The sequence below is a fragment of the Burkholderia sp. Ac-20365 genome, assembly GCF_017104715.1.
Taxonomy (GTDB): Bacteria; Pseudomonadota; Gammaproteobacteria; order Burkholderiales; family Burkholderiaceae; genus Paraburkholderia.
Genome location: NZ_JAAGPI010000006.1, coordinates 351,527 through 367,827 on the forward strand (window position 1 = coordinate 351,527; position 16,301 = coordinate 367,827).

General features: G+C 56.7%; 5 protein-coding genes. 4 read left to right on the plus strand and 1 reads right to left on the minus strand.

The features are described 5' to 3' along the window. Nucleotides 1–32 precede the first annotated feature (32 nt). The 4 genes from G3O01_RS14445 to G3O01_RS14460 all read left to right on the plus strand — a co-directional run bounded on the left by G3O01_RS14445 (nt 33) and on the right by G3O01_RS14460 (nt 12,850). Nucleotides 33–3,323, plus strand: a complete 3,291-nt coding sequence (locus G3O01_RS14445; RefSeq protein WP_205805698.1) for a hypothetical protein — start codon at nt 33–35, stop codon at nt 3,321–3,323. A 587-nt stretch (nt 3,324–3,910) separates the two neighbouring features. Beyond that, on the plus strand, nt 3,911–10,522 hold the full coding sequence (locus G3O01_RS14450) for a DUF3320 domain-containing protein (RefSeq protein WP_205805699.1): 6,612 nt from the start codon (nt 3,911–3,913) through the stop codon (nt 10,520–10,522). Between the two features lie 124 nt (nt 10,523–10,646). Beyond that, entirely contained in the window at nt 10,647–12,371 is a 1,725-nt protein-coding gene (locus G3O01_RS14455; RefSeq protein ID WP_205805700.1) for a DUF4236 domain-containing protein, read from the plus strand. A gap of 275 nt (nt 12,372–12,646) precedes the next feature. After that, entirely contained in the window at nt 12,647–12,850 is a 204-nt protein-coding gene (locus G3O01_RS14460; protein WP_175151234.1) for a hypothetical protein, read from the plus strand. 680 nt (nt 12,851–13,530) lie between these two features. On the opposite strand, the gene G3O01_RS14465 is transcribed toward G3O01_RS14460, so the two are convergent. Then, nucleotides 13,531–15,318, minus strand: a complete 1,788-nt coding sequence (locus G3O01_RS14465) for a phage integrase family protein (RefSeq protein WP_205805701.1) — start codon at nt 15,316–15,318, stop codon at nt 13,531–13,533. Nucleotides 15,319–16,301: the final 983 nt, after the last annotated feature.

The window sequence follows — 16,301 nt, forward strand, 5'->3', positions numbered from 1 at the left end:
AGGCGTTCAATCGAGTTCAGAAAGAGTTCTCTATGTCGTTCTGGTCTCGACTGTTGATGCTTGCTGGCGAACATCCCGTATGGCTATGCTTGCTGTTACCCATCCTGTTCGGATTGTGGTTGCTGCCCCTTTCTTTATTGCCGGTTACTTGGCTTCCACACGGTTGGACCACATGGCAGGCGTCCGAGCAGTTGAGCTACTTTTCGACGCTATGGTCCGTCCAGGCCACGCTCGCTGCCCTCGCATACCCAATCGTTATCGCTTTCGTAGCGGTGTTCCTGCAGCGGCGTCCGGCCGCGGACAGCTTCATGCATCTTTACATGCTGAATTCAGGAGCGCTGGCTGCTGGCTTGTCGTCGCTGATGCTCGTTGTGGTCATGGCCTGCGAGTATGTGGCTATGCCGTACTTCGGCGCGTGGGTCCTGATGAAGTGGGGAATCTTGGATTCGGTCTGGTTTGCGCTGAATGCGGTTCTGACAACGCATTTCCTTTATCGGACCGTCGAATACTTGCGACCCGAAGTGCAATCGGCCATCGTAACCAAGTACGTGACCAGCGTCGCCCTTCCACGCGAGATAAGGCGACTGTATTCATACCAAGTGTTAGCTCAAGCGCACTCTAAGGGATGGATTACAACACCTAGCTATCTGGACAACGAGAAAGAGGACGGCCCCAAAGTCTTGCTGGCACGGTTCGGATTCGGAAAAGGCACAGAGCAAGGGACGATAACATTTCGTGCGCCATCGCGCCTTGTGGACGTTCGACTGTGGCCACTATGCCTTGCAATTGACGGATGGGAGAGTGCAGCTCGGAAGTGGACACGCCCGACCGACGGTCCTCGCCGCTCACGCGTACAGTGGCCTCTTTTGACGGTCCCGCTGATGCCTGGTACAGAATATCTGGAGTCGGTTGATGTGGCTCAGGTTGAGGACGGTCCAAATCTTTCGCGCTCGCAGCGCGTGATGCTTCGGTGGGCGTACGTGTTTCGCAGTTTGAGAAGGGAACGATATGAGATTCGCGTCAAGTCCGTCATCGAGGAATTCGAACTTGATGCTCGCACTGCAGCTGAGAAGGACGATGCCAAGACATTCGAACGTGCTTATAACGCTCTCGTTGGACTGCACGTACTCCTTCTAGGCGCATCTCTGGTTGAGACAGAAGACGGTTCCGTGGGAAGCTGGGCAATTATGCCCGACGTCAACGAGTTCTTCGGGCGGCCGATGCATGAAAGCTGGAATAACGCATATCGGTCGGTGTTCATTGCCGCCATAGAGACGATGGATACCGATAGTAGCCCGATTCGTCGTATGTGCCACATTGGACAACACTTGAGCGGAGACGCGTTGAGTCACTCACCTGTCGACATGCGCGAGGGCGTCTTCGACTTGCAGGCACTTTTAATGTATCAATTGGGAGACTGGTGGACCAAGAAAATCGAAGGACAAGGAGCGCAACATGGACCGCATATTGCGGCGATGCTCGGCCCACCGTTGTACGGAATCTATGAAGAAGTCGTTTTAACCTTCATAGGCGGATGGGAAAACGCGAGGACGCGCATCGCAGAAATTCCGGAACTCACTGCGACCTTCCACTGGATTGACGTAGTATCCATCGCCCGTATCAATGCAGCGCATATTCAAGGCACGGCGAAGTTGCTGCTGGCTGCGGTGAAACGAGGGGACCAAACCGCCGCAGAATGGTTTGCGGATTCGTTGAACAAGTGGTGGGGAAACCTTGAATACGAACATCTTCCGCTGGCGCTCTACGACAAGGCAGATTTCATATGTCTGGATGACCTCGCCGGTCATTGGCCAGATGTCGCTGACGCGTTAGGCCTTTCTGAGCAGGACGGTCAGAGAATGGGTGATAGTGTCGTGGGTATGCAGCGTGGTGTTCTACTCGCTGCACTTCGCAATTTTTGGACGGACATCCGGTTGATTGCGGTGGAGCTCGCGCTGTCTTGGGCGAGCCAATTGGGACGCGACGTGGAGGGCTCGTTGGCTTTGGACGTCGCGGCGGGACTATTGACCGGTCGGCAATATCGAGGTGGCGGTACGCTGTCACATTCACTAAATCGGCTGGGACCAGCAGAGTATCTGACGGCGAAAACCAGACAATTCGGTGCCAGTGGACATTACCGCGGCGGTTACGTTGCTCGTTTGAGCGAGTTCGTGCAGCGGGTGAAGGATATGCAACAGCCGCGGATGGTTACATCCCGGAGTTATTCATCGTTCGGGGCGGATGATGTTGAGTCTCTACAGCAAGAGCAACTCATTGTCATGGCCGTCCTGTCTCCAGCAAGATGGTCCATGGAAGCTTCGCTGCGACGGCAACTGGACATCTGGATGGGGCGCCAGTACGACAGTATCGAGATAGTTCGGGGCAGGCTGGCTTCGTGGCTCGCCGCCATGGAGGACCCAGCGAATGTGTTGACGGAAATGACTACAGCGATGCTGCGTCGGACCCAAAAAACACATGACGCCGCTACAGCCCTAGAAAACCTCAAAGAGAGTATTGAGTCCGTACGGTCGACCTTGGAATCAAGGAGGGGTGAGGTGCTCCAGGACGCACCGATTGAGCCAGACAGGCTTGCCGAGCTGGCGAGATTCGCCTCGCTAACAGCGTTTGAACAGCAGTCGGGAGCGTTTCCGCTGCAGCTCTTTCAGAGGCTAGAGTATGCCAACCAGGCGTTGGATAACTTTACCCTCAATATGCAGCAGATTCGGAAGGGCGAATTGACGCTGATTGAAATGGACCAGCGCGCCGTCAACGAAGCAGAGTTCTGGTCCGAAACAATGAAAAACCATGTGGGCGCCCTCGTTCTCGGCGATGTGATAAGAAAGTGCAATATCCGCGAAGTGGCAGTCGCCGACCGGGAGTCCTACTACGCGCTACTGATGTCGGAATCTGAGCGCATTCAGAAGGGCGGTTCTGTGCCGATTTTGATTCTCGAGAACCCGACCCGACCTGACTGGGTCTGGCAGTGGCAGCATGCGGATTTCGGTTTGGGTTATGAGAAGCCGGGCGACCTCCGGGTTTGGCGTGCAGAAGATAGAGGTGCAGGGTACGTCTGCAACTTCAACGAAATAGAGGTGTATAGCGCTAACTTGGTTGCAGGACAATCGATGATTTTGTCAAAGGATACGTTTGCGAAGGTCCTTTTCCAAGAGTATGCTGAACATCAATTCGTCGACGTTTCATGCTCGCCGAGAAGCGACAGCACTCTCCTTGTCGATGTTCATCTTAAAATATCGAGAGCGGTTGATATTGGGAATGACGGTGCAATCCGCATTTTGTATGGCGCCGACGGCGGCGAAGAATAGTGGATGCACGCTGCACAAGTTGTCGTTAGAAACTTAGACGATTCGTCGAGTTGCAATGCTGGCCCACCCGCTACATGTGCCGAAAAATTGTGCCGACCAGCACTTGAAGGGACATTTCCGGGCGTGCAGGAGCGTTGTCGTTATCACGCGTGCAGCCCGTCATCCGGCGCGCTATTGTCGCAGTCGGCCGCGATGAATCATCGTCGTATCGGCTCGGTAAGCATCGCCCACAGATGCTCAGCCGCTTCAGTGTCATGGCCCGAATTCGATATGGAATACTTCTCCAGCGCTTCGCAATCGTTTGCGTATTGCTTCTATTCGTTACCCCGGGGCTCGTCAGGCTGAGCCGATTCGTTTCAAACCGGCTGCCAAGTAAGTGAGCAAGCGCGGCTTTTTCGGTACACGCCATAGCAAGTGTCTCCACCAATATGAGATTATTCGACGGGGCGGGAAACCCGTCGGAAGCGTGCTACTCGATTCCATAAAAAGCGCATATTCTGAATGCCTGTTCGGCATATTGGGCGCGACGGGGCGACGGCATAATCAAATTGAGAGAAGACGTACAAGCGGAAGGCTTTGGGGGCCAGATGGATGAGACTATTGTTGAGCCGGCTGAAATGCCGGAGGAGCCACGTTGCGTGCAGATTAAAGCGACGCTCGCCGGCAAAATAAATCTGGCCGATTTCCAGAATGCCATCCCGGTTGTCCACGAACTCTCGCTTGCCAACGAGACGACCGATGACGTTAAGGAGTTGAAGCTTACCGTATCCTCCGAGCCGTCATTTTTCAAGCCGAAGACATGGCACCTCGACCACATCGCGACCGGAAAAGATGTGCGCATCAGCGACCTCGACCTGTCGCTGGACGGAGCGCTTCTCGGCCGGCTGACCGAGTCGGAAAAGGCACTCATCACTTTCAAGCTGACGGCGGAGTCGGAAAATCCCGTTGAGCTTGCTTCATTTGAGACAACAGTCGAATTATTGCCACGTAACCAGTGGGGCGGCCTATCGGCTCTTCCCGATATGGTCGCGGCATTCGTTCAGCCGAACGAGCAGGCGGTAGAGCGGGTCTTGAAGAAGGCTGCGGACGTCCTTCACAAAGCAGGCAAGTCAGGGGCTATCAACGGGTATCAGGAAGGTGCAAAGCGAGCTTGGGAATTGGCATCCGCCATCTGGAATGCCATCGGCTCAATGGGCATTGACTACGCGGTGCCGCCGGCAAGCTTCGAGCAGTCCGGGCAGAAGGTGCGTAGCCCCAGCCAGATAGCCGACTCGGGCCTTGGGACCTGTCTTGACCTCGCTTTGTTTGTGTGTGCCGCGCTCGAACAGGCCGGTCTCAACGCCGTGCTCATTTTCACGGATGGACACGCATTCCCGGGCGTCTGGCTGAAACCGGAAGAATTCTCGACGTCCGTTATCGATGATGTTACGGCGCTCCGGAAACGCGTGAAATTGAAGGAGATGGTGCTGTTTGAGTCGACGATGCTCACGCATCGCCCTCATCCGGCATTCAGCTTTGCTATTGCGAACGGCGAGGAGCAGATTTCCGAAGAGGCAGAGCGGAAATTCCATTTGGCTATCGACATCCGCCGCGCGCGAATGCAGCGTATCAGGCCGCTTGCCAGCGAGCAGCCGATTGAGCGTGGCACTGTCGGGACGGAGGAGGTCAATCTCGAGAGAGGGTTCGAGGTTGCTCCGGACCTGCCAGAGGAGCTGGAAAACTCCTCGGAAGACAAGGCTGTCGAACGCCCGGAGGACCGGCTGACTCGTTGGCAACGGAAGCTACTTGACCTGTCACTCCGCAATAATCTGCTCAGTTTCAAGGCTGGCAAGAAATCGCTGAAGCTAGAAGCGCCTGACCCCGGCCAGCTGGAAGATATTCTGGCGGAGGGGCACGCCATCAAGCTGCTCACGCGTCCCGATTTGATGGACGGCAACGACCCACGTAGCCAGGCAATCCATGAAGCTCGGGAGCGCGAAAACATTCGTCGTTCCCATGCGATTGACGCATTGAAGCGAAGAGAGGTTTTCGTAGGGCTCTCGCAAGACGAGATGGATACTCGTCTGGTCGAACTCTTTCGGACCTCACGCACAAACTTGCAGGAAGGTGGTTCCAACACCTTGTATTTGGCGCTGGGCTTTCTTTCCTGGACACGTGAAGCGAAGGACGACAAGAAGTATCGCGCGCCACTCATTCTTGTTCCTGTGTCGCTTGAGCGGCGAAGCGCGCGCTCGGGGTTCAGCCTGACTTTGCACGATGACGAACCACGTTTCAATCCGACGCTGATTGAAATGCTTCGCCAGGATTTCGAACTGGAGCTGGGCATCCAGGACACCGAGCTGCCGAAGGATGATTCGGGGTTGGATGTCGCGGGAATCTGGAAAACCGTATCGAGCGCAGTCAAGGACATCAAGGGTTGGGAGGTAGTCGAAGAAGTCGTTCTCGCTACATTCTCTTTCGCAAAGTATTTGATGTGGAAGGACTTGACCGAGCGAACCGAGCAGCTCAAACAGAACGCGGTCGTAAAGCATCTGATTGAAACGCCGCGCGATTCCTATGAGAGCGCGATTGAGTTTCCTGACGCCAGAAGGCTCGACGCAGAACTGCCGGTGAAGAACACATTCTGCCCACTACCGGCCGATTCGTCGCAGCTTTCCGCGGTCGTGGCGGGAAGCAAAGGAAAAGACTTCGTCCTGATTGGACCTCCAGGAACTGGGAAGAGCCAGACCATCTCGAATCTGATTGCCCAGTGTCTGGCGGAAAGAAAGCGTGTGCTGTTTGTTTCAGAGAAGATGGCAGCGCTCGATGTCGTATACCGGCGCCTCGCCGATGTTGGTCTTGGCAATTTCTGTCTCGAATTGCATTCCAGCAAAGCACGTAAGACGGAAGTGCTCGAGCAGCTTCGTACTTCGTGGGATTCCGCTGCGGCCATGGCGCCAGATGAATGGCACGCGGAGGCCGCTCGACTGGAGCGATTGCGCGACCAGTTGAATGGGTATGTTGAACGTCTGCATCTGAGATACCCGAACGGACTCAGCGTGTATGAGGCCATCGGTCGCATTGTCGCCGGGCATGACTTGCCCGTCTTGCAGCTGTCATGGCCTTCCGCTCGGGTTCACGACTCAGTTGCTATGCGAACGCTGCGTGAGACGGCCGAGCTGCTTGATGTTCACGCGAAAGTGATGGGAGAGGGGCAGCTGACGTCCAGCCCGCTTGCTCACGTGGTTCAGACCGAATGGTCGCCGCTATGGCAAGCCTCGTTGCTCGATTCGGCCCGTGCCATTGGCCCCGTGGTTGCCCGTCTTGAAGCTGCAACTGCACAACTGAGTACCACCGTGGGGTTGCCGCCGCCTGTTCTCGATGCGCGCGTGAGGGAAGGCCTACGTCTTCTGGCTGCGACTTTGCCTTCTGCCTCTGGGCACGATTGGCAGTTTGTCCTGCGTCCGGATGCAAAAACCATCGCAGATAATCTGCGCGTCGCGAAACCATTGGTCGAACGACACCGCGAGCTGCACGCTTCGCTTTCAGCGCCGCAGGGCAACCAAGTCTTGGAGGATGTACGGCAAGGTATCGTCCAGCTCACTCGCTACCACGAACTTCATTCGCAGCTTTCCCAGCCGTGGAACGAATCACTAAGGTCACGGCTTTCGGCCGGCATTGAGCTCCTGCGAAAGCGCCAAGACATAGTTGACCAGCTGTCGCTCAAATACAAAGACACTATTTCAACGGCAACGGTTCAGCAACTCCAGTTCGATTGGCGGGAACTGCAGGATTCGTCCTGGCCGATGAGCATGATGCGGCGCCGCTCGCTTTCGAAGAAACTGGTGGAGTTGTCGGCTGGCGGAGGCGAGCCGGACATTGGCGGTGACATCGAACGTCTTAGACAGATTGATTCACTTCAGGAAGAGATAAAAGCGCTCGACGACCTGTCGTTGCCCACATCGAATGCATGGCTGGGGCTGAAGACCGAACTTGATGTCGCACGGGCTTCCCTTGGCTTCCAGACCGCCCTAGACCAGGCTCGGGTACGGGCTATTTGGGAAGATGTTGGGCTTGACCCGGTTAGCCGGGGTCAGTGTGGCGAGACGGCGCGTGAAGACCTCGCTCGCATCAGAGAACTTCGCCAAATTGACCAGGTTATCAATCGCCTTTCCGGACTCGAAGAAGAGACAGACGGCGTATGGGTTGGATATAAAACGGATTTGGCTGTCGCGAAGACGTACGTCGTTTTTCAGAGTGCGCTGGCAGCAGCAGTGGCCAGTAGTTATTGGCAGGACGAGGGCTTTAGCGTTATCGAACGCGGTAGCGCGGGTGCCGTCGCGTCGGCGGACCTCAAGAAGATGCGCGAGCTGGTTGCGCTCGGTGTTCGTCTCAAGGAGTTTGACGACCTTCCGGCGAAGACCGGCGGACTCTGGAACGCTTTGCCGACAAAACTAGAGGCAATTGAACCAGCGCTTGATTTCTTCGAATCGCTGTCGGGCGCGCTCGCATTGATGGCAAATTCGCCTGAGGCGCTGGCAGCGGTAAAGAGCCCGATTGCTTTGCTATTGGGTGATAGCAATGTTCTGCTTGAGCCAACAGGTGCGATTGCGGGTGCTGGGCGTATGTATGCCGAGGCGCTACAGGCGTTTAATCAGGCAGTTACACATTTTACGGTCGCGAGCGGCTTGCCGAGCTCTGATGTCGCGACTCTGGGTGCACTTCTTCCTGCGGCACTGGCCGCACGCGCAAGCGACGTCCTAGCTAGCTCGAACCGGTTGAATGCATGGTGTGCGTGGCGCAAGACCCGCGCGGCGGCTCTTGCGTTGCGGCTTGCTCCCGTTGTCGCCGGCGTTGAACAGGGCGCAATCCAGCTCGGACGCGTAAAAGAAGCGTTCGAAACCGACTACTGTCGATGGTGGTTGAATGCAGTTGTCGATGTAGACGAGGTGTTGCGCACCTTTGTATCCGCAGAGCATGAAAAACGCATTCGGGATTTCCGGGAGCTTGACGAACGGTTCATCGGCCTGACGCAATCTTGGGTACGTGCACAGCTTTCGGCCGGGCATCCCTCGCCGGACCGTGTATCACGAGGCTCTGAATGGGGCCTGCTGCGATACGAAATGCAAAAGAAGACTCGCCATCTGCCTCTTCGCGAGTTGATGTCTCAAGCTTCGGGCGCCGTGATGCGCCTGACGCCATGCCTTCTGATGAGCCCGCTATCGATTGCGCAATATCTGCCGGCTGAGACGGCGAACTTTGATGTCGTCATCTTCGACGAGGCATCACAGATTCCAGTGTGGGACGCCATTGGAGCAATGGCGCGTGCGAAACAGGTCATCATGGTAGGTGACCCGAAACAGTTGCCACCGACAAGTTTCTTCGACCGCGCGGAATCGGACATTGATGACACTGATGTCGAAACTGAGCTCGAGAGCATCCTTGAGGAGTGTATCGGTGCCAACCTGCCGACGATGAAGCTGTCGTGGCACTATCGTAGCCGCCATGAAAGTCTGATTGCATTCTCGAATCATCGTTACTACGACGGGGACCTGGTGACGTTCCCAAGTCCGGTCACAAACGACCGTGCTGTCAGCTTTAATCATGTTGCGAATGGCCAATACGAGCGTGGCGGGGCGCGAACAAACAAGCCAGAAGCGAAAGCGCTGGTAGCCGACCTGGTCGGCAAAATGAAAGCGCCCGGCTTTCGTGACAGTGAGTTGACCATCGGCGTGGTGACGTTCAACTCTGAACAGCAGTCTCTCATCGAAGACTTGCTCGACGAAGAACGTCGTAAAGACCCATCCATTGAGCACTTCTTCCTGGAAACGCAGCTTGAGCCCGTGTTTGTAAAGAACCTGGAGAGCGTGCAGGGTGATGAGCGGGACATCATGTATTTTTCAACCACCTATGGCCCGGGGGTTGACGGCACTATGCCAATGAATTTCGGCCCGATGAACCAACAGGGTGGGGAGCGTCGGCTGAATGTTGCGATTACCCGTGCGAGGCAGGAGCTTCGAGTCTTCGGCAGCTTCCGTCCAGAGCAGATGGACTTGGCGAGAACTCAGGCGCTTGGAGTGCGTGACCTGAAGCACTTCCTAGAGTTTGCGGACCGCGGTGCGCGCGCGCTCGGCGAGGCGGTTACAGGTAGCGTCGGAGACTTCGACAGCCCATTTGAAAAAGCTGTATCGAACGCGCTCACCGAGAGAGGCTGGACTTTGCATCCGCAGGTCGGTGTGTCGGCTTTCCGCATTGACCTCGGTGTAGTCGACCCGGACGCGCCTGGACGTTACCTAGCCGGTGTTGAATGTGATGGTGCGACCTATCATCGTTCTGCAACAGCCCGCGACCGCGACAAGTTGCGTGAACAAGTTCTGCGTGGCCTCGGTTGGGACATCCTGCGCATCTGGTCGACCGATTGGTGGATTGACATGCATGGGACCGTCGAGAAGGTTCATCGTCAGCTCGAGGAGTTGCTCGCCGAACAGCGGGCAAAGCGAGCGCAGACCGAGCTGGACGCGACAGTCCTCGCGGAGCAGGTTATCGCAGACGTAATGGCAATGCCGGATGAGCAGATGGACCTGTCGGCAGATACGACAACCGACGTGTCGAGCGAGGTGAAATTGGTGACGGACGCTGCCATGTTGCCCGTTACCTACGCTCGGAATGCCCCCGCTGCTCATTCAAGCGACCAGGTCGAGGGACGTTTTGCGGAGGTCGATTTAACCCTTGAGGGATACGCGGTCGATGCCAACTCATTTTTCGACGTCGTCTATAACCCAACGCTACTTCGGTTGATTGAACACGTCGTGCGTGTGGAAGGACCGGTTCGGGACGAAGTGCTGGCGCGTCGTATTGCGCGGGCGCATGGCTGGGTTCGGACAGGCGCAAAAATCCAGGACCGAGTCGTCCGGTTGGCGTCGCAACACTTCCGCAGCGACCCAGAGGATGTGGGGACGTTTTTCCGAGCTAAAGGTGAATCGGCTGATGTGCAGATTCAATTCCGGCGGCCCATTGATGGCACCGCACGGTCAGTCGATGAAATTTCTCTTGCCGAACTCCGAGCACTCGCGTTCGACATGATGCAGGCAGGACATGACGAAGAGTCGGGCGTGCCGGCGATGGCCCGAGAAGTGGGTCTTCGCAAGCTTAACGCAGGCAGCAGAATGCGTCTGGAAATAGCTTGGTCAAGTGCGACGAAGGCCACTTCCGGAGGTTGACTCTCAAGACTAAAACAATACGACGGTCGGCATGACAGGTGTCCGACCGTCTGCACAACTGGCAGAAAATTTCCTTTCCGTACGGGCGACTTTCGTTCGCTCACAAGGCATTCCGGGGGACAACATGGGTTGGGGTTTTAGGAAAAGCATAAAAATCGCACCCGGTATCCGCATCAATCTCAGCAAGAGCGGAATCAGCACATCCATTGGTGGAAAGGGCTTCACGTACAACACCCGTGGCCGCATCACCACAAGTATTCCGGGAACCGGAATCAGATATACGACAAGTTTGAAGGGCAGGAAATCGGGCCGTCGGAACAGTCACGGCACATCTGCGAGCACCGGGTCTGAATATATGAATACCGACAACTTATCAAAGAGAGAGCAGGCAACGCAGGACTTCGTCTACAAGGTGCAGTCACGCACAACGAATGCGCTACGACAGTATTTCATCTCCCATGGTGTTTATGTCGAAGATGATGACATCGGTGAAGCGGTCAAGCTCGAGGCGTTTCAACCGTTTCTCAATACGCTCGCTCACGATTTGGCGCTCACAACGAAAGCTATCAAGTTAGCCGTAGACATCGGCACGGTCTCCCTCGCAGAAAAAGAAAAGGCGATGCTGGCGGTCTACGAGATGGAGCACAAATGTGCCGCGGCGCAAGGACCTCGCGGTGAACTGCAGACAGCCGCGAGCGCTTTGATGGCTAGAGTGCAGGCATGGCCGAGGGCTCCTGGATTCGTTGGTCCTCTCTTTGCTGCGCTGTTGGGTTGTTTTCTCATGGCCGTGCTTAGCGTTCCCGTGGGGCTTGCTTTGACTGGATTCGCGCTTGCCTACGGTGGATACAAGACCCTCAGTTTCATGCGCAAGAAGTCCGTTTCCTCCCAAGCCGTCAAGGAGGCGAACGAGTGGTTTCAGTCCAAACTAGCTGTGGAGGTTACGCCGCGCCCAACCATCCGTTCGAGTAATGACTATGTTGCCCTCAAGGCAGCGGCATCCGCAACAGTCACTGCGATGGCGGTCATCTACACCGTCATCGGCTATCCTCATCACTTACCGTCGAATGGCAATGGCGAACAGCCAACGCTTCAATCCGCCACAAGCGCAGTCGGTTCGAATGGCGTCGTGCCGGCCGCAGCTACTGCCACGACATTGAATACAGCTCATCCGGTTCCGGACTTTAGCTGGCTTGTGGGTAAGTACCCATCTGATGTCGTGAATGACAAACGATTCCGTTCTGCTTTCAACGGCGTCTCGCGAGCGGACTGGAAAAAAATCTCGGAGCGCCTTGCTGTGGTCAACTCTTCCGGGATTCAGATGCAAGACGGGTATCTGGTCGCGCAAGGGTGCAAAGAACATGAGTGCAGTACGGAGCAAGCCGCGTTTGCTGTCGATGCAACATCAGGCAAAGGCGTGATGCTCGTCAAGCAAACCTCAAACTCTTCGGGTAACGCCTCGATAAAGATATTCCAGTGGCCTGACTTGCGCGTCGGCGTCACTCCACTATCAAGCTGGGCGCAGGAGGCTGCAGGTACAGACGCCGCGCCTTCGGCTCAAACGACTTCATTTCAGCAGACCAGCTTTGATTGTTCGAAGGCTCATTCTGACGCGGAGCACATCATATGTAGCGACGCTGAGCTGGCCTCAGATGACGTTCAGTTGGCCGCAATCTACGCGAAGGCCAAGGCAGTTGCAGACGACCCCATAGCATTCAAAGAGCGGACTCGGGCTCAATGGAATTACCGCGAGCAGCAATGCCATGAGCGCGAATGCCTTATTCGGTGGTATGCCGACCAGAATGTTGCGCTGGCAGAGATAGCCGCGACCGGTAAGGTTGCTCAACAGTAAAGGAACTCGACAAAGTCAGAAAGTATCGCCAAAGGAGTATTCATAGGCATGCGTCGATTGCTAGGGGCTGTTCTGGGCGAGAACGAGCACGCTCTAGCGGTCGATTGTGGAAAGCCGATGCTTCGTCGGTCCGTTTTGAAAGAGTAGGTCGTCTCATCGTGTTGACAGTCTCAAAAGCGTTTTGTGTCGCCTGCAGTTGCCTCACTACCTGAGCATTTGCGGGGGAAATGAGGTCGTCCTGCAGTTCCCATGTCAGAATCAACTGGAGAGCAAACATGAAGCAGCCCGGACTTGATGGTCGCCATCGCGACAAGGACGGAAAAATAGACCAGAAGCACGGCAATACGATGAACAAGAATCTGCCGAAACCCATCGAGGGCTTCGGGCCAAATACGACTCTGAAGACCATGCGCGATAAAACTGGTGCTGTCAGCGAGAAAGACATTCGAGCTGCGGTAGCGAAGAAGCGAGGGCGATAATTTTTTGCCGATTCTGTTCGACCGCTTTCTAGGGCAAATGCGGCAGGCATTCGGCCGACGTGTCCTAGATAACATTGAACGGCACTATCTTGGCGTCCGTCCTAGCGGTCGACCGGATGTTGCCCTCACGGTCTCGGATTGCCAAGAGTCGTCCCGCGCGAAGTCACGCGCATGGACCTAATTGGCTCGTTCACGACCCGCGCCTTGAGCACGCTGCGCGTGCAAGGCTCGTGGGTGCCATTTTCATCGTCGTTGGTACCGAGACCTCTCCGGCCGGGCTATTTGTCGGCGTTTACGTCGGTAGGTGATGCATAGAGCCACTATGGTTCAAACCTAAGTTAAGCTGGGAGTACGCAATGACCACAATCGCAATATCTGCGACATAAGCTCGCGAGTTCCGTGCCCTTTTTGTAACCTGGCGTCGCGAGCAGGGCGTGCATATCTTCGTGGAACCGCCGGAGAGTAAGGTACGAACGGTGCAGTCAACTTCGCTCAAGTGCCAGTTGAATTTCTGCCGGTGCTCGATGCGGCCGGCATTCAATACACAAACCTCTTGTCCTGACGAGGATGGATATTGATACGGAATCACAAGGGCAGCGTCAGCGCTGGTGGGTGAGATTTGTCTCCCCCAGCGCAGCCATCGCGCTCGTTTAGCAGATGAAGCCTCGTTGCGTTGAACGCTATGACCGCGAGAGGGTACGTCCGAATGCAGCGCCGACCTGTTGTGCGCGGCGCCTGTCGTTTCCATGCAAGTAGGTCGAAGTCGTCGCAATCGAAGCGTGCCGAAGATTGTCACGCACGGCCACAAGCTCGACTCCAGCGTTGAGCGCATGCGTGGCGTGCGTATGTCGCAGCCAGTGGGGACTTACATGCAGCAGCCTCGCGGCGAGTGCCGGATTACGGGCTTTCACAAGCTCCGCGACCTCCTGGAAAAGCTCACTCATCATCTGTCGCAATCGCGCCGCACTGATACCGCGATGGCCCGACGTGTCCTGTGCGCATCGCCGGCTTGTAGTTTCGTCCCTGGCGAGCGCGGCGAGCAGTGGCGTCGTCGCTAACCAGCGAGTGCGGGCCACTGGCAGTCGTCTCTCCTTCAAATACTGGCGCAACGCTTGTCTCGCGAGTGGCGGCAACGCGACTCGCCCCGTTTTTGTGCCTTTTCCAGTCACATCGAGCCACCAGGCTCCTCGCTGGTCCCGCCCGACGTCGCCTAGTTTCGCGCTCACAAGTTCGCTCGCCCGCAGGCCCGTCGCATATCCAAAATCAAGCACGAAACGCAGGCGTTGAGCTGCAGCTACCGTCCAGCCATGACGCTCCAGCCTGCTGGCGAATGCTCTAACGGTCTTCCACTCGCTGTCATCTAGCGCTCGCGCGGTATCGAAAGGCGTGCGCGGACGCGCACCGCGAACCGTGACACCAGCGAACGGATTGATGATGACATAGTGCTGGTCGACGAGCCAGGCAAAGAGCGCGCGCAGCACCGTCAGTGCGTAGGCGGCGGAGCGCGGTGTTAATGCCCGCTCGAACGGACGCCATGAGGGTGAAGAGCGTGGGCAGTGCGGGCCGACCCAGCGCGCAGCGGGCACCGGCCGCCGCAGGAAGGTACGAAATGAGGTCGCATCCTCTGTCGTCAGCGACGAGAGCGCTTTGCGTCGCTCAACTGTGGCCCAAAGGAGCAGGCGTTCGGCCTCGCGCCGGTAGGCGCGCGTAGTATGTGCTGACTCGTGCATTCCGAGCCACGCCATGACGGCTTCGACATCCGTCGTGGCGGCAAGGCCGCAGGTCTCAGGCGGCGCGCGATAGCGTCCCTGCGAGCCGTCAAGGTTCGCGGGCAGCGAAGCCAAAGACCAGACAGGGTGCAACTGCCCCGCGCCTTCGCTGTGCTCAGCCACATGCGCGGCGCGACGCGTGAGTTTCGGGTGCGTATCGAACCACGTTGCTACCGCCTGCGCACCGGCTGCTCCGAGTCCCGGCACCGGCTGCCACCAGCGGCGCCGCCGCAGCCTGAAGAGCATCAGTTCACCAAGAGACCGTATCCCTACGGCCGCGAGTACGCGTGCCGTACGTGGCGCGAGCCACTGGTCCACTGCGTCTGCGGGCTGTGGCGCCGGGATTGCCGTGGCACGCAGGGTGTCGATGGCACCGACGACTTGGGCGGCGTATTGCGTCCGACTGGCGGCGTGAATGGCAAAAAGCGGAATTAGGTCGTAGCGCTGGCGTGCGCGGGCGCAGGCCGCGAGATGCCGGCGGATGCGTGCGATGACGCCGCGCGAAGATTGACCGTCGTCACGGGCGTGGTCGAGGTAATGCGTGACGGCTTCGCGGGCTGTAAGACCTTCGTGCCACGCGCGCAGTGTCGCGAGCGACGCGAGGTCGGGCAGCGTGACGGTCAGGGGAGCGGGCAATTCTGCAGACAGTCCGTTCCCGGGTCGGGCGGCCGGGCGGGCCGAGACAGGGGCGGTTTTCATAAGAACAGTTTAGGACGCTCAGGCGGCATGCGCGATAAGACGGGTTATCGCAAACTCGTTTTTTTCCTATGCAGTGCCCACAGACTTCTTCGGCCAGCGGAGCGCTCTCTGACGTTCAAACACGTAGACGTTGCACTCACAGCCAAGTCGTTATTGTCTGGGGACGGGGACGGGGACGGGGACGGGGACGTCCGTTATATGACTATTCCCAAAGACCAAGAAAATGATGCCGTATGGAATAGCGCCGTGCGCGTGTCGGATGGGCCGAGGGACCGAAGAACTCGCTTTTTCAGAGCCAAATGGTGTTCCACGCGCAAGTTGCTCACCGGCCAACATCCGGTGCGACACCTCAAATGGAGGTCCTTTTGCGGCCTGCCTTCCAAGCGTTTGGGAACCAGTAACATAAATCGATAGTGCACTGCAGCAGCGCTGCCATCGACGCCTTAACGGATGCATTGGCACTTCTGAAATTTTCCTACAGGGCAACCATCGTACGGGGCAGCCCTATCTTTTCGGTTCTGCGGACCGCGGAAAAGAATGTGGCGCGTTCACCATGTAATGGCGATACCGCAAGCATCCTTTCAGGAGGAAACTGTCCTGCAACTTAAATTCCTTGCATGTCTCCTTCGAGTTAACAATCTCCTCGTGTTCGGATTGAAACGCGCAAGCGCAACCTGTGAACGCGATGTTAACTTCTCGGAGTCGCTGCCAGGATTCGCTCTGCGGGAAATAGATAAAACGCGGTATATCAATAGAGAACAGCGAAATGCTCGCTGAAGCGATGTTGCGCTATCGAGCTGCAGTGATGTAGTTGTACCAGCGACACAAAGTGCAAATATTCGAGGGAGGGAAGGCTCGAAAAAATAAGTTGCGTGCGCAACGAAATGAAAAACGGGGTGCGAGCACTCAACCTGGCCGGCAAGAATCGGGAACTCATCTGACGAAATTGGGGCGGCCAATTCTTCCCGCGGACGCAATACATC

Bases quoted from the DNA above. Each gene is read 5' to 3' on its own strand.
- G3O01_RS14455 (WP_205805700.1), top strand. From the start codon at position 10,647: ATGGGTTGGGGTTTTAGGAAAAGCATAAAAATCGCACCCGGTATCCGC.
- G3O01_RS14445 (WP_205805698.1), top strand. From the start codon at position 33: ATGTCGTTCTGGTCTCGACTGTTGATGCTTGCTGGCGAACATCCCGTA.
- G3O01_RS14450 (WP_205805699.1), top strand. From the start codon at position 3,911: ATGGATGAGACTATTGTTGAGCCGGCTGAAATGCCGGAGGAGCCACGT.
- G3O01_RS14465 (WP_205805701.1), bottom strand. From the start codon at position 15,318: ATGAAAACCGCCCCTGTCTCGGCCCGCCCGGCCGCCCGACCCGGGAAC.
- G3O01_RS14460 (WP_175151234.1), top strand. From the start codon at position 12,647: ATGAAGCAGCCCGGACTTGATGGTCGCCATCGCGACAAGGACGGAAAA.